Here is a 19,617-nt window from a genome sequence, read left to right as displayed (position 1 = left end):
CCGGTGAGTGATCGGCGTTGGGCCACCGTGTGATGTTGGCCAACCACCCGCCCCCGAGTCAAGCGCGCAGAGGGCGTAGCGGCAGCACCCCGCGCAGAGTTTTGACGCATCCGCTGCCGTTTTCCCCTCTCCCGCGGCTTTCCCTTGGGTAAGCTGACCCCATGAAAATCACCCGCAACACGCCCCAGCAGCTGATCCTGTCCGATACGCCCTGGCTGATCGGGATCATGCTTGTCTTCTTTATTCTGGTCTTTGCCGGCGCCGGCCTCGGCATGCTCAGCCAGGGCGGCGACCTGATCCTGCCCGGCCTGATCTTCACCCTGGTTGGCGGCGGCATGGGCGCGCTGGCCTTCTGCCTGTTCGTGCGCCGTGTCCAGGTGATCCTCGACCGCCCCGGCGGCAGCGTGGTGATCCGGCGCCAGTCGATGTTCGGCTACAACCAGGTGGAGCACCGCCTCGCAGACCTCTCCCACGCCGAGGTGGAAAGCACCACCAGCCGCCGCGAGGGCCGCACCCGCACGCTCCACCGCCCGGTTCTGGTGCTGGACGGCGGCATGAGCGCCGGCCGCCACCCGGTGGTCGAGGCCTACACCAATGGCCGCGGCGCCCAGCGGCTGAGCGATGCGATCAATGCCTGGCTCCCCGCCGAAAGCCCGGCAAAGGTTGACTCCGGCCCCCAATCCGCGTAACGCCTGCCCCAACATCCGGGAGATCTGAGTTTTCCGGTCCCTGCCCGTGCCAGGGATCGCCCCCCACCAGCGTGGTACGCCCGTGGGGGCAAACTCGTTTGGTTTGCCCCAACGACTGACACGAGGACCGGCGGGCATTTGCGCATGGACCGCATGTCCCCTACATACGGGGGCGCCACGTATTGAAACCGGCAACAGGAGGCCGCAGGCATGTTTGAAAATCTATCCGAACGCCTTTCCGGCGTCTTTGACCGGCTGACCAAACAGGGCGCCCTGAACGAGGAAGACGTCAAATTCGCCCTGCGCGAAGTCCGCGTCGCCCTGCTGGAAGCCGACGTCTCGCTGCCGGTTGCCCGCGACTTCATCAAGAAGGTGCAGGACCAGGCCACCGGCCAGGCGGTCACCAAATCCGTGACCCCGGGTCAGCAGGTCGTGAAGATCGTGCACGACGCGCTGGTCGACGTGCTGCGCGGCGACGAGGACCCTGGCAAGCTCAAGGTCGACAACCCGCCCGCCCCCGTCCTGATGGTCGGCCTGCAGGGCTCCGGTAAGACCACCACCACCGGCAAGCTGGCAAAACGGCTGAAGGAGAAAGAGGGCAAGAAGGTCCTGATGGCCTCGCTCGACGTCTACCGCCCGGCGGCGATGGACCAGCTGGCCGTCCTCGGTACCCAGATCGGCGTCGACACCCTGCCCATCGTGCCCGGCCAGAAACCCGTCGACATCGCCAAACGCGCCAAGCAGCAGGCGATGCTGGGCGGCTATGACGTCTACATGCTCGACACCGCCGGCCGCCTGCACATCGACGAGACCCTGATGCAGGAGGTCGAGGACGTCCGCAACGTGGTGTCCCCGCGCGAGACCCTGCTGGTGGTCGACGGCCTGACCGGCCAGGTCGCGGTTGAGGTGGCCGAGGAATTCGACGCCAAGATCGGCATCTCCGGCGTGGTCCTCACCCGGATGGACGGCGACGGCCGCGGCGGCGCTGCGCTGTCGATGCGCGCCGTCACCGGCAAGCCGATCCGCTTTGTCGGCCTCGGCGAGAAGATGGACGCCCTGGAAACCTTCGAGGCCGACCGCATCGCCGGCCGCATCCTCGGCATGGGCGACATCGTGGCGCTGGTCGAAAAGGCCCAGGAAACCATCGAGGCCGAACAGGCCGAAAAGATGATGAAGCGCATGATGAAGGGTCAGTTCAACATGAACGACCTGAAGATGCAGCTTGAACAGATGCTCCAGATGGGCGGCATGGAGGGCATGATGCAAATGATGCCCGGCATGGGCAAAATGGCCAAGCAGGTGCAGGACGCCGGCATGGACGACAAGGTGCTCAAGCGCCAGATCGCCATGATCCAGTCGATGACCAAGAAGGAACGCGCCAACCCCGCCCTGCTGCAGGCCTCCCGCAAGAAACGCATCGCGGCCGGTTCCGGCATGGAGGTCTCCGACCTCAACAAGCTTCTGAAGATGCACCGGCAGATGGCCGATGTGATGAAGAAGATGGGCAAGATGGGCAAAGGCAAGATGCTGAAGCAGGCCATGAAGGGCATGTTCGGCAAGGGCGGCATGCCGGATATGGGCGGCATGGATCCCAGCCAGATGGACCCCAAGGCGCTGGAAGCCGCGGCCAAGGCAATGGGCGGCAAAGGCGGCCTGCCCGGCGGCCTCCCCGGCCTCGGCGGCGGCATGGGCCTGCCCGCGGGCCTCAGCGGTTTCGGCAAGAAGAAGTAAGCCATGCAGCTCCCCGCCATCCCTCAGCTTGAAACCGAACGCCTGGTCCTGCGCGGACCGGAGGCGGCGGACTTCGGGCCGGTGGCAGCGTTCTTCGCGGATGAGGCACGCTCCTGGGGATTTGGCGGCCCGCTGGACCGTAACGAGGCTTGGCGCTGGTTCACCATGTCGGTGGGCCACTGGGCAATGCGCGGCTTCGGCTTCTGGACCATCACCTGCAAGGACAGCGGCGCGGCGCTTGGCATCACCGGCATCTGGCAGCCCGAGGGCTGGGCGGAACCGGAACTGGGCTGGGTTGCCTTCCCGGCGGGCGAAGGCCGCGGCGTCATGGCCGAGGCCGCTTTGGCGGCGCGCACCCATGCCTATGAGGTCATGGGTCTGCCGGCGCTCAGCTCCAATATCTTCCCTGGCAATACACGTTCGGTGGCATTGGCCGAACGGCTGGGTGCCGTATTTGAAAAAGAAATCGACAACCCGAAACACGGGCGCGAGCTGGTTTACCGCCACCCCGCCCCTGCTGCGCCCAGCGACGGCGGGATGGAGGCTTACGTATGAGCTTTCATCAAATTGACCTGAAAACCACTGCTCTGCCTGTGGTTGCCGCAGCCCGTTTAACTGAAAATTACGCCCTCTCCCCGATACTCCATCATTGGATGGGTAAATTATATGCCGGGCGGCCCGCCGCCCGGGCAAAGGGGTGTAATATGACTGACGTGCGAAAGCCGTTTCCACGGCTTGTATCTAAACGGCTGATGCTGATCTCTCCGGCAGACCCGGAGTTTGACGCCAATGCCGCCTTCCTCGACGCCGGCGCGCCGCGCTTTATCGATGCGGCGGAGGATCCCGATTCGCTGTGGTGGTCGATTGCCACCATCATCGGCCACTGGCACCTGCATGGCTACGGACTGTTTGCCGTGGTCGAGCGCAGCACCGGCACAACCGTGGGCCTGGTCGGCCCCTGGTTCCCCAAAGGCTGGCCGGAACCGGAACTGTCCTGGCACCTGATGGAGCCTGGCCGCGGCAAAGGCTATGCCAGCGAAGCCGCGCAGGCCGTGCTTGACTGGCTGTTCACCGAGGCCGGCTGGGACTCGATCGTCTCCTATGTGCCAGAGGAAAACGACGCCTCCGTCGCGCTGGCCCGCCGGGTCGGTGCGCGGCCCGAAAAACCGGTTTCCTTCCGCCTGCAGCCCGCGCCGAACATCCGCGCCTGGCGCCACATGCCGCCGCCGCAGATTTCCGGCCCGCAGGCCGTACGGGGCCTGCTGCACTGATGCGCCGGTACGGGATCATATCCCGGCTGTGCCGCGCCCTTCCCCTGGAAGGAGCGCGCTGATGCCGTTTGACATCCCGGTGATCGAAACCCGCCGCCTGGTGCTGCGCGGCCCCGCGCCGCAGGATTATCCTGACTTCAAGGCCACCTTCAGCTCCTACCGCTCGCGCTTCATGGGCGGGCCGCTGAACACCTACGAGGCCTGGATGCTCTATGCCGCCGAGATCGGCCACTGGCAGGTGCGCGGCTTTGGCATGTGGATGATCCACGACAAGGGCACGGATGAAACCTACGGCATGGCCGGCGGCTGGCAGCCCGCAGGCTGGCCGGAGCGCGAAATCGCCTGGATCATCTGGCCCGGCGCGGCCGGCAAGGGCTATGCGCTGGAGGCGGCCCATGCTGCCCGCCAGTATTTCTATTCGAAACTAGGCTGGGAGACTGCGGTCAGCTATATCGACCCGAAGAATCTCGACTCGATCCGGCTCGCGGAACGGCTTGGCGCCAGGAAGGACCACGAGGCCGCCACCATTGACGGCAATGACGCGGTCTACCGCCACCCCGCCCCGGACGCCCTGAAGGACAGCCAGATTGCGCATGGCATCGAAATGGAAATCGGGCATTACGCCGACCCGCTCTTCAAACCGGAGGGCTGGGCCATTGACTGATGTGCGCGTGATTTCCCGGATGCTGCGCTGCGGCGGTGCACAGGGGGTGCACAGCCGGTGCACGCCTGGCACCCCTTTGAGACACACCCGGCCTGCTGCATTGCGGAGAACCCGATGACAACAGATACCCAAGACCCCGCCGCCCGCGCAGCCCAGCTGCTGAAGGGCCACCGCGAAAGCATCGACCGCCTGGATGCGATCCTCGTCTATACCCTGGGCGAGCGCTTCAAGCACACCCAGGCGGTGGGCCGGCTCAAGGCCGAACACGACCTTCCCCCGTCCGATCCGACCCGCGAAGCGGCGCAGATCGCACGGCTCGAAGACCTGGCAGATCAGGCCGATCTCGACCCTGAATTCGCCAAGGCTTTCTTGAACTTCATCATCGGTGAAGTCATCCGCCACCATAAGAAACACCAAGAATAACAACGACAACAGGACAACCGGGGCATACCCCGGACAACGCCATCAAAGGAGATGTACCCATGGCAATGAAAATCCGTTTGGCCCGCGGCGGCTCCAAAAAACGCCCCTTCTACCGCATCGTGGCTGCTGACAGCCGCATGCCGCGCGACGGCCGCTTCATCGAGAAGCTGGGCACCTACAACCCGCTGCTGCCGAAAGATTCGGAAGACCGCGTGAAAATGGACCTGGAGCGCGTGCAGTACTGGCTGAGCCAGGGCGCCCAGCCCACCGACCGTATCGCCCGCATGCTGGAAGCCGCCGGCGTCCGCGAGAAGGCCGAGCGCAACAACCCGAACAAAGGCACCCCGGGCAAGAAAGCCCAGGAGCGCGCCGAAGAGAAAGCTGCAAAGGCTGCTGAAGCTGCCGAAGCAGCTGCAGACGCGGAATAATTCCGTGGAGCTGCGGGGCGCTTTTCCCGAGGAGTTCCGCAGCCAGCTTGATCTGCTGATGCGGCTCCGGCGCGACGTGCGCCGGTTCCGCAGCGATCCGGTGGAGGAGGCAGTGCTGATGCGCTGCCTCTCTGCCATTCAGCTTGCCCCCTCGGTGGGGCTGAGCGAACCCTGGCGCATCCTGCGGGTGGACAGCGGCACCGCCCGCGCCGCTGCGCTGAAGAATTTCCAAGCCGCCAATGCCCAGGCGCTGACCGGTTATTCCGGTGAAAAGGCCGAACGCTATGCGGAGCTGAAACTGTCCGGCATGCGCGAAGCCCCGGTGCAGCTGGCGGTCTACTGCGATGATGAGACCCTCCAGGGCCACGGGCTGGGCGCGGCAACCATGCCGGAGATGCGGCGCTACTCTGTGGTCACCGCCATCACCCTGTTCTGGCTGGCGCTGCGCGCCGAAGGGCTGGGCCTGGGCTGGGTTTCGGTGCTGGATCCCCAGCAGCTGAACCGCGATCTGAATGCACCCGAGGGCTGGCAGCTGATCGGTTATTTTTGCGTCGGCTACCCGGAACGGCTGTCAGACACGCCCGAACTGGAAGAAAAAGGCTGGGAAAGCCGGATGGCGGATCTGCCGCTCGAAACCCGCTGAGGCCTCATGGGACGGTTGATCCGGCTTGTGTTTTTTGTTGCAGTGGCCTTTACCGCGGGCATCTTCTTTGAACGCAACCACCAAAGCGAACTCTGCGAACAATCCGGCGGCCAATGGCTGCGCGCGGGGTTCTGTGCAAAGGACTGATACCATGAGCGATCTGATCTGCGTGGGCGCAATTGCCGGGTCCTTCGGGGTGCGCGGCGAGGTGCGGCTCAAAAGCTTCTGTGCCATCCCGGAGGAGATCGAGGACTACTCGCCGCTCAGCAGCGAGGACGGCTCCAAGACCTACTCGCTGACCATTACCCGCCCGATCAAGAACGGTTTCGCCGCCCTGCTGAGCGGTATTGAAACCAAAGAGGACGCCGACGCCATCAAGGGCCTGCGCCTGTTCGCCCGCCGCGATCAGCTGCCGCAGCTGCCGGATGATGAGTTCTACCATGCCGATCTTGTCGGGCTGGAGGTCTATGACACCGGCGGCACCCTGCTGGGCACGGTGAAATCGGTGCAGAACCATGGCGCTTCCGATCTGCTGGAAATCCATGGCCCCGGCCTGAAGGCCACGGTGCTTCTGCCCTTCACCCTGGAGGCGGTGCCGACGGTGGACCTGAACCAGGGCCGCATTATTGCCGACCCGCCGGAAGGGCTGTTCTGAAACCTGCATAGGGGGCTTTGCCCCCTCGCGCCCCTGGCGCTCACCCCCAGGATACTTCCCGCCAGAAGAAAACCGGATCCCTTGTTCATCTGGCCTGAAATATCCCGGAGCGCGAGGCAGAGCCTCGCATAACTCCGCTTTCTTCGCAGCGCTCCATCGCCTATGAGAACGCCATGACCGACACGCCCTCCCGATCCCACGGCCGCAAGGCCATCCGCCCCACGCTGAAACCGCGCGAGCTGATGACGCCGACGCCGGACCTGGCAGGCGTGTGGAAGGCCAAGATCATCACCCTGTTTCCAGGGGCCTTTCCTGGTGTGCTGGGCGAAAGCCTGACCGGCAAGGCGCTGCAGGAGGGTCTTTGGCAGCTGGAGACCACCGATCTGCGCGAATTTGGCGTCGGCAAGCACCGCAATGTCGATGACACGCCCGCTGGCGGCGGAGCAGGCATGGTGCTGCGCGCTGATGTGCTGGGCGAAGCGATCGAGCACACGATGGCAGACACCCGCGGCAACTGGCCTCTGGTCTACCTGACCCCGCGCGGACAGCCGATGAACCAGCAGATGATGCAGGGTTTCGCCCAATGCGACGGCATCACCCTGCTGTGCGGCCGGTTCGAAGGCGTCGATGAACGGGTGCTGGAACACTACGGCATCCAGGAGGTTTCCCTGGGTGATTTTGTCATGACCGGCGGCGAGCTTGCGGCACAGGCGCTGATCGACGCCACGGTGCGGCTGATCCCTGGCGTTCTGGGCAACCAGGCCTCGACGGAGGAGGAGAGCTTCTCCTCCGGTCTGCTGGAGCATCCGCAGTACACCCGCCCGGCCGAATGGAAAGGCCGCGGCATCCCCGAGGTTCTGATGTCCGGCCACCACGGCAAGATCGCCGGCTGGCGCCATCACATGAGCGAAGAGATCACGAAGGCCCGGCGCCCTGATCTTTGGGAGGCCTTCCAGCGCGCCAAGGACAGCAGCAAACCCTGATCCGGGACTTCCGGAGAGGCCGCAAGTGGCGCGGCCGCCGCGCTTTTTCCCCGGGAGAAGCCGTTGCCGCAATTCAAAACCCGTGTTTTACTCTCCCTGCATAAGTTAAATGACAGGAGTGAACAGGGTGGCTGGAAAATTTGAACTTTACGAAGACAAGGCAGGTGAATTCCGTTTCCGCCTGAAGGCAGGCAACGGCGAGAACATCCTGGCAAGCGAAGGCTACAAGCAGAAAGCCAGCGCGGAAAACGGCATTGAGTTGGTCAGGAAGAATGCCGGCGATGATGCGCGCTACGAACGCAAGGAAACCTCGGCCGGCAAGCATATGTTCAACCTGAAAGCCACCAACGGCCAGGTGATCGGCACCTCGCAAAGCTATGCCAGCGCTTCGGGCCGCGACAATGGCATCGAGTTGGTCAAGAAAAACGCGCCGGACGCAGCCCTGGACGATCAGACCGCGTAAAGGCCTGAAGAGCCGGGGGCGGCAGCCCCGAATCTTTTCCGAAATGATTTGGCAAGAGTTTTCAGAAAACTCTTGCTGACCATGCAGCTCAGCACTTGTTTTACTGGTCCTGCGGACGTATATAGCGCCGGTCTGGATTCGCATTTGCGGCTCCGGGCCGTTGGCTGTTGGATCGCTCACCTGAAAATCTTCTTCGGTTTTCCCCGGGATCCTGCTGCCGGCAGCAAGGAACAGACGGCGTGATCTCTGGCGGGCGCAACGGCGGACCCGGTGAAGACCAGGAGCTCTCATGACGGCACAAACCTCTGCGGAATAAACCGCAGGCAGATTAGGAGAGTTGCGATGGACCTGATCGCACAGCTGGAGGCGGAACAGATCGCCGCCCTGGGGAAAGAGATCCCCGACTTCAAAGCCGGTGACACCATCCGTGTCGGCTACAAGGTGACCGAAGGTTCGCGTTCGCGCGTTCAGAACTACGAAGGCGTTTGCATCAGCCGCAAAAACGGCTCGGGCATTGCCGGCTCGTTCACCGTCCGCAAGATTTCGTTCGGCGAAGGCGTGGAGCGTGTGTTCCCGCTGTATTCGACCAACATCGACAGCATCACCGTTGTGCGCCGCGGCCGCGTGCGCCGCGCCAAGCTGTACTACCTGCGCGCGCGCCGCGGCAAGTCGGCCCGTATCGCAGAAGACGCGAACTACAAGCCCAAGAAAGCCTGAGGAGTGGTATCATGAAAAAAGACACCCATCCCGACTACCACTTCATCGACGTCAAAATGACCGACGGCACCATCATCAAGATGCGCTCCACCTGGGGCTCCGAGGGTGATCAGCTGGCACTCGACATTGACCCGACCGTGCACCCGGCCTGGACCGGCGGCACCTCGCGCCTGCTGGACGCCGGCGGCCGCGTGTCGAAGTTCAAAAAGAAATACGAAGGCCTGGGCTTCTAAGCCGCCTGCCGTATTTTTCAGAACTCCCGAAGGCTGCCCCGGACGGGCAGCCTTCTTTCTTTTTCTTCTGACGCTGGGGCCGGATCATTGCCCCGCGGGAAAGACAGCCCCCTCGTGAAACAAGCCCTGGCCAACGCACTGCAAGAACGCGGATATGAAACCCTGACCCAAGTGCAGGAGGCCGTGACCCAGCCCGAGGTGGAAGGGCGCGACCTGCTGGTGTCTGCGCAGACCGGCTCCGGCAAGACCGTCGGCTTTGGCCTGGCTTTGGCCCAGGATCTGCTGGGCGAAGACGAGGTGTTCGGCGACGCCGCGGCGCCGCTCGCGCTGGTGATTGCCCCGACCCGCGAACTGGCGCTGCAGGTAAAACACGAACTGGGCTGGCTTTACCGCGGCGCGGGCGCACGGATTGCCTCCTGCGTTGGCGGCATGGACATGCGCGACGAGCGCCGGGCGCTGGAACGCGGCGCTCACATCGTTGCAGCAACGCCGGGCCGTCTGCGCGACCATATCGCGCGCGGCTCCATCGACCTCAGCCAAGTGCGCGGCGTGGTGCTGGACGAGGCCGACGAGATGCTGGACCTCGGCTTCCGCGAGGATCTGGAGTTCATTCTGGGCGAAGCGCCCGAAGACCGCCGCACCCTGCTGTTCTCCGCCACCGTGCCGCCGGCAATCGCCAGCCTGGCCGAAACCTTCCAGCGCGACGCGATGCGGATCAAGACCGCAGGCGAGACCAAGCAGCACGCGGATATCGAATACCGGCTGATGAGCGTGGCGCAAGCGGACGCGGAAAACGCCATCATCAACGTGCTGCGCTTCTACGAGGCGCCGAGCTCCATCGTCTTTGCCAACACCCGCGCAGCCGTGAACCGTCTGGCCGCGCGCCTGACCAACCGCGGCCTGCCGGTGGTGACCCTGTCGGGCGAGCTGTCCCAGACCGAGCGCAGCCACGCGCTGCAGGCGATGCGCGACGGGCGCGCGCGGGTCTGCGTGGCCACCGATGTGGCCGCCCGCGGCATCGACCTGCCGGGGCTGGAACTGGTGGTTCATGCGGAGCTGCCCTCGAACCACGAAACCCTGCTGCACCGCTCCGGCCGCACGGGCCGCGCGGGCCGCAAGGGCGTCAGCGCCCTGATCGCCCCGCCCAAGGCACGCAGCAAAGCTCTGCGCCTCTTGAAATGGGCCAAGCTGAACGCCGAGCATTGCGAGGCGCCCTCCGCCGACGATGTGCTGGCGCGCGACGAAGAACGCATGCTGGCCGATCCGGTCTGGCAGGAGCCGGTGGCCGAAAACGAGCAGGCCGGCGTGCAAACCCTGCTGGACACCTTCACACCCGAGCAGATCGCTGCCACCTACCTGCGCCTGTTCCGCAGCCGCCACTCGGCGCCTGAGGACCTGCGCCCGGCTGACACGCCGGAGCCGCGCAAGGAACGCAAGGAGCGCAAAGCCTTTGGCCCCTCCGTCTGGTTCTCCCTGTCTGGCGGCCGCGAGGCCGGCGCCGACCCGCGCAAGGTGCTGCCGATGCTGTGCAAGGCCGGCAACATCGACCGCGGCGCCATCGGCGCGATCCGGGTGCAGGAAAACGAGACCTTTGCCGAAATCAGCGAAGGCGCAGTTGAGGGCTTCCTCAAGGCGCTTGGCGGCAAGACAGAGCTGGAACCGGGCGCCGTGCTGACACAGCTGTCCGAAGCACCGGAACTGGCCCCTGCCCCGCGCCGCGGCCCCGGCGGGCCGAAAGGCGGCTTCAAGGGCGACCGCAAACCGCATCGCGGCAAGGACGATGGCCCGAAGCCCTACCGCGCTAAATCCGATCACCGCGAAGACAGCCGCCCGCCCCGCAAGGAATGGAGCGGCAAGCCTGAGCGCAAGGAGCGGAGCGATAAACCTGCACGCAAGGACTGGGGCGACAAGCCCGCGCGCAAAGACTGGGACAGCAAACCGGCCCGCAAGGAGGACCGCCCCAGCAAGCCCAAACCGGCCGTGACCGCCAAGCCCAAAGGCGCGTCCGACCCGTCCAAGCGGATGACCAAACCCGGCGCGCCTGCGGCCAAGCCGTTTACGGCGAAAGGTCCCAAGCCGCCGGTTGGCAAGCCCAACAGCAAGAAGAACAAGGCACGCGCCGCTGCAGCCCTGTCTGCAAAGGGCGGCAAAGGCGGCGATGCCCGCCCCAAGCGCAAGCCGGCGGGTCCTGCAAAACACAGGTGATACACTAAGTTTACCAGACTGCCCGCACCGCTTTTCTTGGCGGAATCCAGAGCCTATACAGGGACCCAAAGCGAAAGACGTGCAGCAAAGCACGAGCGAAGGGACCTGTATATGGCGCATATCATTGTCGTCGGCAACGAGAAGGGCGGCGCGGGCAAATCGACTGTTTCCATGCACGTCGCAACCACCCTGGCCCGGCTGGGCCACAAGGTCGCGGCGCTGGACCTGGACCTGCGGCAGCGCTCGATGGGGCGCTATCTGGAGAACCGCAAGGATTTCTGCGCAAAGGCCGGGCTGGACCTGCCGATGGTGGACATGCATGAACTGCCGGAAATTGACCCGGCCAGCCTGCAGCCGGGTGAAAACATCTATGACCACCGGTTGTCGGCAGCGGTTTCGGCCTTGGAGCCGGGCCATGACTTCATCCTGATCGACTGCCCCGGCTCGCACACCCGTCTCAGCCAGGTGGCGCATTCGCTGGCCGACACATTGATCACCCCGCTCAATGACAGCTTTGTCGATTTCGACCTGCTGGCGCATGTGGACCAGAAGGGTGAAACCATCACCGGCCCGTCGGTCTATTCCGAAATGGTCTGGAACGCCCGCCAGCTGCGGGCGCAAGCGGGGCTGAAGCCGATCGACTGGATCGTGATCCGCAACCGGGTCGGCACCCAGCGCATGGTCAACAAGGAAAAGATGGAACGCGCCATCAAGATGCTGTCCAAACGGATCGGCTTCCGCGTGGCGCCGGGCTTTTCCGAGCGGGTGATTTTCCGCGAACTGTTCCCGCGCGGACTGACACTGCTGGACCTCAAGGATATCGGCGTCAAGCAGCTGAACATCTCCAACGTCGCCGCCCGCCAGGAGCTGCGCGACATGATGAAAGAGGTGAACCTGCCCGGGGTCGAGATCAGCATCTGATCCCGCCCCGGCAGCCCGTCAGCTGCAACCGCAGCTGCCGCGGTAGATGGTATAAAGCTCGATCGGCTCAGCCACACCGCGCAGCATGTAGCGGCCCAGCGACACCAGATCATGTTCGGTGCCCTTGGCCGCCTTCATCACATCCTCGGACATGATGATGTTCTGCCCCACGGAACGGTGCATCCCGGCAATCCGCGCGGTCTGGTTCACGGTCTGGCCGATCACGGTGAAATCCAGCCGGTTCTTGGCCCCGATATTGCCATAGAGAATGTCGCCGGCATGCAAAGCCAGAGTGAACCCGGCGGTTGGCAGCCCTTCAGCCTCACGCTCTGCATTGAAGGCGCGGATCTTGCCGCAAAGCTCATTTGCTGCGGCAAGCGCTGCGTGGGCGTCTTCCTCGATGCTGCCAAGATTGAACATGGTCAGCATGCCGTCGCCCATGAACTTGAGGATATTGCCGCCATGGGCCTGGATGGTGGCAACCGCCAGGCCGAAATAGCCGTTCAGCATGTCGATCAGCTCTTCGCCCGGCAGCCGTTCAGCCAGCTGAGTGAACCCCTTCAGGTCGAACAGGCAGATCACCGCATCGATTTCCTGCGAGGATCCGCGCCGGATTTCACCCGACAGAACCCGGCGGCCCGCGTCGCGGCCCAGGTAGATCTGCAAGAGATCGCTGGCGATTTGCCGGTTCGATGAGGATTTCAGCGCCAGCCCCAGATGCGGCAGCGTGGTGCGGATCAGGTCCAGCTCGCGGCTGGAAAAACCGCCCTTGCGGTCAGTGGTCCAGGACACCAGGATGCCTTCGCCCGGGCGCCGCGGGTCTGGCTGCTTTTCTTCCGGCGGATGAAACCGGAGACCGGCCGCAAAATAATCGGTCGCGCCGGCCTCATAAAGCTCATCAATGACCGGGAAGTCAAACGGCGGGCCAGCCTCCATCTGCACCCGCAGATCCGGCAGCTCCTGTTGCAGCAGCCGGTAGAAGGGGCTGTTCAGCCAATCCTCTCCCGGGTTCTCCTGGTATTCGTAATGATGGCTGGTGATGCTTTCGCCGCGGATCCAGCGGATTCCGATGCCCCCGAACTCCGGGTGATAGGCCCGCTGCGCCAGGTGAAAACGCATCAGCGGCACCCCGGCCTCGGTCAGGCGCTGGCAGTAGCCGTCCAGCAGTTGCTGCTGGCTGGTGCCCTGCAGGCCCTGCTCCATCAGCCAGGCAATCAGCGGCCCTGAATTGACATCAATCTGTATCATCGCTTCACCTTCAATCCCGCTGCATTATCTGGGGGCTGGGCCCTTCAATGTCTATGGCTCGATCCCTGCTAAATTGCGCAGCATATACCGCAAAATTGCAACCTCGCCGGTGGTGAAGCGGGCGCAGATTTGGGTATCGAAATCCAGCGCGTGCTCGCGCAGGTCCTTGTACGCCGCCTCCCCCGCCGGCGTCAGTGCCAGATGTTCAGCGCGGCGGTCGTTTTCATCGCGGGTGCGGGTCACGAAACGCTTCTCCGCCAGCTTGGCCACGGCGCGGCTGATTTTGGTTTTGTGGATCTTGGCCCGGCTGCCGATCTCCTTGGCGGTCATCTGGCCGTAGTTGCCCAGGTGAAACAGCACCCGCCATTCTGTGCGCAGCATCCCGTAACGGTTCTTGTAATGCTTTTGGAACCCCAGCGAGCTTTCCTCGGCAGCGCGGTTCAGCAGATAGGGCAGGAAATCCTGCAAAGCGAAATCATCTTTTTCGTTCATTTTCGTCCCCTCTCCCTTGTTAGTTACAAAAACAACTAATATCCCGCAAGCAGCAAGAGGAGAAACGCGCGATAAATCGGCCAGCCGATCCCCATGAAATGATTCAGGCTCCCTCGCTTCAGGGGCCGCACGAGGGCTATATGCCCGGCTTTGCCAACGACTTTGAAACCGAGGCGCTGCCCGGCGCGCTGCCGCAGGGCATGAACAGCCCGCAAAAGTGCAACTATGGCCTCTACGGCGAACAGCTGAGCGGCACCGCCTTTACCGCTGATGTGCCGGAACGGACCTGGTGCTACCGCATCCGCCCGTCGGTCAAGCATTCGCACCGCTATGAAAAGATTGACCTGCCGCATTGGAAATCGGCGCCTTGCGTCGACCCGGATGTGATCTCGCTGGGCCAGTACCGCTGGGACCCGGTGCCGCATTCGGATGAAGGCCTGACCTGGCTCACCGGTATGCGCACCATGACCACCGCGGGCGACGTGAACACCCAGGCCGGCATGGCAAGCCACATCTACCTGGTCACCGAGTCGATGGTGGACAGCTATTTCTTCTCTGCCGACTCCGAACTTCTGGTGGTTCCGCAGGAGGGCCGGCTTCGGTTCGCCACCGAACTCGGCATCATCGACCTGGCACCACAGGAAATCGCCATCATCCCGCGCGGGCTGGTCTACCGGGTGGAAGTTCTGGAAGGCCCGGCCCGCGGTTTTGTCTGCGAGAACTACGGCCAGAAATTCGACCTGCCGGGCCGCGGGCCGATTGGTGCCAACTGCATGGCCAACCCGCGCGACTTCAAGGCGCCGGTGGCGGCGTTCGAGGACCGCGAGGCGCCCTCCACCGTGACCATCAAATGGTGCGGCCAGTTCCACGAGACCAGGATCGGCCACTCGCCGCTGGACGTGGTTGCCTGGCACGGCAACTACGCGCCCTACAAATACGACCTCACCGCCTATTGCCCGGTCGGCGCGATCCTGTTCGACCACCCGGACCCGTCGATCTTTACCGTGCTGACCGCACCGTCGGGCGTGCCCGGCACTGCCAACATCGACTTTGTGCTGTTCCGCGAGCGCTGGATGGTGGCCGAAAACACCTTCCGCCCGCCGTGGTACCACAAAAACATCATGTCGGAGCTGATGGGCAACATCTACGGCCAGTACGACGCCAAGCCGCAGGGCTTCGTGCCGGGCGGCATGTCCTTGCACAACATGATGCTGCCGCACGGGCCGGACAAGAACGCCTTTGAAGGCGCGTCCAACTCCAACCTCGGCCCCGAGAAGCTGGAGAACACCATGTCCTTCATGTTCGAAACCCGCTTCCCGCAGCATCTGACCGCATTTGCAGCCAAGGACGCGCCGCTGCAGGATGACTACATCGACTGCTGGAGCGACATCGAAAAGAAATTCGACGGCACGCCCGGCCTGAAATGAAACGGTGAGGGGGCGCTGCCCCCTCTGGGCCTCAACGGCCCATTCACCCCCGGAGTATTTCCGGAAAGATGAAAAGGATCTTCGGATCCGGAAACTGGAGACACGATGCCTCTGCTGAAATCCTGGGTGGCCTCGGCCAATGATGCAAACCACCCGTTCCCGCTGAACAACCTGCCTTATGGCGTGTTTTCCGTTGATGGCGATGATCCCCGCTGCGGTGTGGCCATCGGCGATATGATCCTGGACATGCAGGCCACTGAGGAGGCCGGGCTGGTCCAGCTGAGCGACGCGCCGCTGTTCGATGTGCCCTACTGGAACGACCTGATGGAGGAAGGCCCGGCCGTCTGGGCCGCCCTGCGCGACCGTCTGACGGCGCTGCTGTCCGAAGGCGCCGCCGAGCAGGACAAGCTGGAACCCCTGCTGGTTGCCGCCGCCGATGCCGAGTTGCACATGCCCTTTGCGGTCAGCGAATACACCGACTTCTACGCCGGCAAACACCACGCCTTTAACGTCGGCACCATGTTCCGCGGCCCGGAAAACGCGCTGCCGCCGAACTGGCTGCACATCCCGATCGGCTACAATGGCCGCGCGTCCTCGGTCGTGGTCTCCGGCACCGATGTGCGCCGCCCCTGGGGCCAGCTGAAAGGCCCGAATGACGACAAGCCGCGGTGGGCGCCCTGCGCACGCTTCGATATCGAGCTGGAGATGGGCGCCATCGTGGGCACCCCGTCGGACGGCCCGATCACCGTGCAGGAAGCGGATGACAACATCTTTGGCTATGTGCTGCTGAACGACTGGTCGGCGCGTGACATCCAGGCCTGGGAATACCAGCCGCTTGGCCCGTTCCAGGCCAAGGCCACTGCCAACACGATCTCCCCCTGGATCGTGACCAAACCGGCGCTGGAACCGTTCCGCTGCGACACGCCGGAACGCGAAGTAGAGCTGCTGGACCACCTGAAGGACTGCGGTCCGATGCTCTATGACATCGGCCTCGAAGTGACTCTGGCGCCGGAAGGCAAAGAGGCCACCACCATCGCGCGGACCAATTACAAGGAAATGTACTACTCCGCCGCACAGCAGCTGGCGCATCACACCACCTCAGGCTGCCCAATGAACGCGGGCGACCTCTTGGGCTCCGGCACCATCTCCGGCCCGGTGAAGGAAAGCCGCGGCTCACTGCTGGAACTCAGCTGGGGCGGCAAGGAGCCGCTGACGCTGGACACCGGCGAAGAGCGCTCCTTCATTGCGGATGGCGACACGCTGACCCTGAAAGGCGCGGCCAAGGGCGACGGCTACACCATCGGCTTCGGCGATTGCACCGGCACCGTCCTGCCCGCACTGGACGACCCGTTCAAGCGCTAGGATCCGCATTTCTTCTGGCTGAAAATATCCCCGCCGGAGGCTCCCGCACTTGCCTCCGGCGCACCGTAGAAAGGACCGAACACATGGCCAAGGCATTCGCATCCCAAGGCGACCTGACCGAAAAGAAGATCACCTTTGATGAGATCGGCGAGGGGCTCTATGCCTTCACCGCCGAGGGCGACCCGAACTCCGGCGTGATCATCGGCGACGATAGCGTGATGATCGTCGAGGCGCAGGCGACACCGCGGCTGGCGAACAAGGTGATCGAATGCGTGCGGTCAGTCACCGACAAGCCGATCACCCATGTGGTGCTGACCCATTACCACGCTGTGCGGGTGCTTGGTGCCTCCGCATTCGGCGCGAGCCAAGTGATCATGTCCAACGCCGCATACAACATGGTGCTGGAGCGCGGGCAGGAAGATTGGGACAGCGAGTTCCAGCGTTTCCCGCGCCTGTTTGAAGGCCACGAAAGCATTCCGGGACTGACCTATCCCACCACAACCTTCACCGATCAGATGACTGTCTTCCTCGGCAAACGCCGGGTCGACATAAAACAGATCGGCCGCGCCCATACCGCTGGCGACGCGGTGATCCATGTGCCGGACCAGAACGTCATGTTCACCGGCGACATCGTCGAATACCACTCCGCCTGCTACTGCGGAGACGGGCATTTCGCCGATTGGGGCCAGACGCTCGACAACATCAAGGCCTATGACGTGGACGCCATCGCGCCGGGCCGCGGCGATGCGCTGGTGGGCAAGGAAATGGTCAACGCCGCCATCGAGAACACCCGCGACTTCGTCGAAAGCACCTACCGCCCGGTTCAGCGCATCGCAGCACGCGGCGGCTCGCTGAAAGAAGCCTGGGATGCTGTGCGCGCGGAATGCGATCCGAAGTTCGCGGATTACGCAATCTACGAGCATTGCCTGCCCTTCAACGTCGCCCGCGCCTATGACGAGGCCCGCGGCATCGCGCACCCGCGCATCTGGACAGCACAACGTGACATTGATATGTGGGAGCAGCTTCAAGGATAGGATGAATGGAGATAACGCACTTAAAAGCTGCCGCAATGAAAGCAGCAGTCGTATTAGTGCCTTCTTATCTAGCAGCGTATTTGAGCGACAAGATGGTCTGGGTTGTACCCACTCTTACAGCTTCAAGCTTCTTCGCGGCCACCATTGGCGTCAAAGAAGCAGACGTCGTTAGTCGCGTAGAAGATGCTCCAGATCACGCCGATACTCATAGTAACCAATATCAATCAGAAGGTTTCACAGGGGAAGCAGCGGGGGAAACAGAAGGCACCTAGACCTCTCCCCGGCAGGCGGTTTGATCCAGATCGTATCGCCCCGGCAGAACCTGTGAGACGCTAGACCATCCTCCCGGCGTGCCCATGCCGGGAAACGGTGAAGCTGTGCCTGACGGCACCCGGAAATTGGGAGGAGACCTGATGAACAAGATCTTTGAAGTCCCGTTGTACCCTTACGCGCGCCATGCGGATCAGGATGCCGCGGCACCTGTGCGCCGCAAGGTGGTGGTGATCGGCGCAGGCCCCATCGGCCTGGCAGCCGCCATCGACCTGGCGCAAGCCGGCACCGAAGTGGTGGTGCTGGATGACAACGACAAGGTGAGCTTCGGCTCCCGCGCGATCTGCTTTGCCAAGCGGCCCCTGGAAATCCTCGACCGGCTCGGCTGCGGCCAGCCGATGGTGGACAAGGGCGTGCAGTGGAACGTCGGCAAGGTGTTCTTTGACGACCGTCAGGTCTATGACTTCAACCTGCTGCCGGAAGAAGGCCACAAGCGCCCCGCCTTCATCAATCTGCAGCAGTATTATTTCGAGGAATACCTGGTGAACCGGGTCCGCGAACTGCAGGAACAGGGTGCGCCGATCGAAATCCGCGGCCGCAACAAGGTCTCGGCCATCGGCACCCACCCCAGCCATGTGGTGCTGGATATCGACACCCCCGAAGGGTCCTACAACCTGGAGGCCGACTGGCTGATTGCCTGTGACGGTGCAGGCTCCCCCACCCGGCAGATGCTGGGGCTGGATTTTGTCGGCCGGGTGTTCGAGGACAACTTCCTGATTGCAGACGTGATCATGGAGGCCGATTTCCCGACCGAACGCTGGTTCTGGTTCGACCCGCCCTTCAACAAAGGGCAATCGGCCTTGCTGCACAAGCAGCCGGATGGCGTCTGGCGTATCGACCTGCAGCTGGGCTGGGACATCGACAAGGAGCGCGAGAAGCGCCCCGAAAACGTGATCCCGCGGCTGCAGGCCATGCTGGGCGAAGATGTTAAGTTCGAGCTGGAGTGGGTCTCGATCTACACCTTCCAATGCCGCCGGATGGAGCAGTTCCGCCATGGCCGAGTGCTGTTTGCGGGCGATGCCGCGCATCAGGTTTCCCCGTTTGGCGCCCGCGGCGCAAACTCCGGCCTGCAGGACACCGACAACCTGTGCTGGAAGCTGCAGCTGGTGATGGACGGCAAGGCGCCGGAAAGCCTGCTCGACAGCTATGATGTTGAACGCATCCACGGCGCCGATGAGAACATCCTGAACTCCTCGCGCTCCACCGATTTCATCACCCCCAAGTCGGAGATGAGCCGGGTGCTGCGCGACGCGGTTCTGGACCTGTCCGAACAGTATGACTTCGCGCGCCCCCTGGTGAACTCCGGCCGCCTGTCGGTGCCCTGCACCTATGACGGCTCGCCGCTGAACTCGGCCGATGCGCTGAACGGGCCGGAACGCACCCGCCCCGGCTCCCCCTGCCCCGACGTGCCGCTGGCCGACGGGTTCCTGCTGGATCAGCTGGGGGACAGGTTCACCCTGCTGACCATCGACGCCGATGCCCCCGATGAGATCGAGGAAGAAGGCATCAAGGTCACCCGCCTGGCGCTCTCCATCAAGGACGACAAGACACTGGCGCTGAAGGACCGCTACCTGGGCAGCGCCGAAAGCGGCGTCTACCTGATCCGCCCGGACCAGCACGTGGCCGCCCGCCGCCCCAGCTTTGACGACAACCAGTTCCGGCACGCAATCCGCCGGGCCATCGGCAAGGAGTGATCAA

The 19,617-nt window shown here is 63.6% G+C and carries 23 protein-coding genes; 21 read left to right on the top strand and 2 right to left on the bottom strand.

From position 1 onward, the window contains the following. Positions 1–161 precede the first annotated feature (161 nt). From ACXAEK_RS06755 to ACXAEK_RS06680, 16 genes are all read left to right on the top strand, one after another. Positions 162–689 carry a hypothetical protein gene (locus ACXAEK_RS06755; protein WP_475040702.1) on the top strand — a complete coding sequence of 176 codons (528 nt, stop codon included), beginning with the start codon at positions 162–164 and terminating at the stop codon, positions 687–689. Between the two features lie 210 nt (positions 690–899). Beyond that, complete coding sequence (gene ffh / locus ACXAEK_RS06750; RefSeq protein ID WP_475040700.1) at positions 900–2,420, top strand: signal recognition particle protein; 1,521 nt, start codon at positions 900–902, stop codon at positions 2,418–2,420. A gap of 3 nt (positions 2,421–2,423) precedes the next feature. Next, positions 2,424–2,975 carry a GNAT family N-acetyltransferase gene (locus ACXAEK_RS06745; RefSeq protein ID WP_475040698.1) on the top strand — a complete coding sequence of 184 codons (552 nt, stop codon included), beginning with the start codon at positions 2,424–2,426 and terminating at the stop codon, positions 2,973–2,975. A 149-nt stretch (positions 2,976–3,124) separates the two neighbouring features. Beyond that, entirely contained in the window at positions 3,125–3,691 is a 567-nt protein-coding gene (locus ACXAEK_RS06740; RefSeq protein ID WP_475040696.1) for a GNAT family N-acetyltransferase, read from the top strand. Positions 3,692–3,752: 61 nt separating this feature from the next. Further along, positions 3,753–4,355: a GNAT family N-acetyltransferase gene (locus ACXAEK_RS06735; RefSeq protein ID WP_475040694.1), complete on the top strand. Its 603-nt coding sequence runs from the start codon at positions 3,753–3,755 to the stop codon at positions 4,353–4,355. Positions 4,356–4,469: 114 nt separating this feature from the next. Beyond that, positions 4,470–4,778, top strand: a complete 309-nt coding sequence (locus ACXAEK_RS06730; RefSeq protein ID WP_475040692.1) for a chorismate mutase — start codon at positions 4,470–4,472, stop codon at positions 4,776–4,778. A 59-nt stretch (positions 4,779–4,837) separates the two neighbouring features. Then, the gene (rpsP, locus tag ACXAEK_RS06725; protein ID WP_475040690.1) at positions 4,838–5,206 is read left to right on the top strand and encodes a 30S ribosomal protein S16; all 369 of its coding nucleotides are present in this window, start codon (positions 4,838–4,840) and stop codon (positions 5,204–5,206) included. A 4-nt stretch (positions 5,207–5,210) separates the two neighbouring features. Next, positions 5,211–5,849 (top strand): 5,6-dimethylbenzimidazole synthase, encoded by a 639-nt coding sequence (gene bluB / locus ACXAEK_RS06720; RefSeq protein ID WP_475040688.1) that lies wholly within the window; start codon positions 5,211–5,213, stop codon positions 5,847–5,849. Positions 5,850–5,855: 6 nt separating this feature from the next. Continuing rightward, positions 5,856–5,996, top strand: a complete 141-nt coding sequence (locus ACXAEK_RS06715; RefSeq protein WP_019296656.1) for a hypothetical protein — start codon at positions 5,856–5,858, stop codon at positions 5,994–5,996. Between the two features lie 4 nt (positions 5,997–6,000). Beyond that, positions 6,001–6,504 carry a ribosome maturation factor RimM gene (rimM, locus tag ACXAEK_RS06710; protein ID WP_475040687.1) on the top strand — a complete coding sequence of 168 codons (504 nt, stop codon included), beginning with the start codon at positions 6,001–6,003 and terminating at the stop codon, positions 6,502–6,504. A gap of 173 nt (positions 6,505–6,677) precedes the next feature. After that, positions 6,678–7,487 carry a tRNA (guanosine(37)-N1)-methyltransferase TrmD gene (gene trmD, locus ACXAEK_RS06705; RefSeq protein WP_475040686.1) on the top strand — a complete coding sequence of 270 codons (810 nt, stop codon included), beginning with the start codon at positions 6,678–6,680 and terminating at the stop codon, positions 7,485–7,487. A 127-nt stretch (positions 7,488–7,614) separates the two neighbouring features. Then, positions 7,615–7,950, top strand: a complete 336-nt coding sequence (locus tag ACXAEK_RS06700; RefSeq protein WP_475040684.1) for a YegP family protein — start codon at positions 7,615–7,617, stop codon at positions 7,948–7,950. Between the two features lie 342 nt (positions 7,951–8,292). Further along, positions 8,293–8,667 carry a 50S ribosomal protein L19 gene (rplS, locus tag ACXAEK_RS06695; protein WP_475040682.1) on the top strand — a complete coding sequence of 125 codons (375 nt, stop codon included), beginning with the start codon at positions 8,293–8,295 and terminating at the stop codon, positions 8,665–8,667. A gap of 11 nt (positions 8,668–8,678) precedes the next feature. After that, a complete protein-coding gene (gene rpmE, locus ACXAEK_RS06690) occupies positions 8,679–8,900 on the top strand; it encodes a 50S ribosomal protein L31 (RefSeq protein ID WP_039132115.1) in 222 nt (73 codons plus the stop codon). 114 nt (positions 8,901–9,014) lie between these two features. After that, positions 9,015–11,105: a DEAD/DEAH box helicase gene (locus ACXAEK_RS06685; RefSeq protein WP_475040680.1), complete on the top strand. Its 2,091-nt coding sequence runs from the start codon at positions 9,015–9,017 to the stop codon at positions 11,103–11,105. A 111-nt stretch (positions 11,106–11,216) separates the two neighbouring features. Beyond that, the gene (locus ACXAEK_RS06680) at positions 11,217–12,026 is read left to right on the top strand and encodes a division plane positioning ATPase MipZ (protein WP_475040678.1); all 810 of its coding nucleotides are present in this window, start codon (positions 11,217–11,219) and stop codon (positions 12,024–12,026) included. Positions 12,027–12,044: 18 nt separating this feature from the next. On the opposite strand, the gene ACXAEK_RS06675 is transcribed toward ACXAEK_RS06680, so the two are convergent. Both ACXAEK_RS06675 and ACXAEK_RS06670 read right to left on the bottom strand, forming a co-directional pair. Then, on the bottom strand, positions 12,045–13,274 hold the full coding sequence (locus ACXAEK_RS06675; protein WP_475040676.1) for an adenylate/guanylate cyclase domain-containing protein: 1,230 nt from the start codon (positions 13,272–13,274) through the stop codon (positions 12,045–12,047). Between the two features lie 51 nt (positions 13,275–13,325). Next, positions 13,326–13,766 carry a MarR family winged helix-turn-helix transcriptional regulator gene (locus ACXAEK_RS06670; RefSeq protein WP_475040674.1) on the bottom strand — a complete coding sequence of 147 codons (441 nt, stop codon included), beginning with the start codon at positions 13,764–13,766 and terminating at the stop codon, positions 13,326–13,328. A 71-nt stretch (positions 13,767–13,837) separates the two neighbouring features. Between ACXAEK_RS06670 and hmgA the strand changes: the two genes are divergently transcribed. The 5 genes from hmgA (at position 13,838) to ACXAEK_RS06645 (ending at position 19,613) form a co-directional block, all read left to right on the top strand. Further along, positions 13,838–15,193: a homogentisate 1,2-dioxygenase gene (gene hmgA, locus ACXAEK_RS06665; RefSeq protein WP_475045212.1), complete on the top strand. Its 1,356-nt coding sequence runs from the start codon at positions 13,838–13,840 to the stop codon at positions 15,191–15,193. A 105-nt stretch (positions 15,194–15,298) separates the two neighbouring features. After that, the gene (gene fahA / locus ACXAEK_RS06660) at positions 15,299–16,555 is read left to right on the top strand and encodes a fumarylacetoacetase (protein WP_475040673.1); all 1,257 of its coding nucleotides are present in this window, start codon (positions 15,299–15,301) and stop codon (positions 16,553–16,555) included. 83 nt (positions 16,556–16,638) lie between these two features. Beyond that, positions 16,639–17,589 (top strand): MBL fold metallo-hydrolase, encoded by a 951-nt coding sequence (locus ACXAEK_RS06655; RefSeq protein WP_475040671.1) that lies wholly within the window; start codon positions 16,639–16,641, stop codon positions 17,587–17,589. 5 nt (positions 17,590–17,594) lie between these two features. Beyond that, a complete protein-coding gene (locus tag ACXAEK_RS06650) occupies positions 17,595–17,861 on the top strand; it encodes a hypothetical protein (RefSeq protein ID WP_475040670.1) in 267 nt (88 codons plus the stop codon). Between the two features lie 141 nt (positions 17,862–18,002). Then, positions 18,003–19,613, top strand: a complete 1,611-nt coding sequence (locus ACXAEK_RS06645) for an FAD-dependent oxidoreductase (protein ID WP_475040668.1) — start codon at positions 18,003–18,005, stop codon at positions 19,611–19,613. The last annotated feature ends 4 nt before the right edge of the window (positions 19,614–19,617 follow it).

The sequence above is a fragment of the Leisingera sp. ABM4_101 genome, assembly GCF_056158725.1.
Note: the sequence above shows the minus strand (reverse complement) of the source record. Positions and strands in the feature narration are given on the sequence as shown.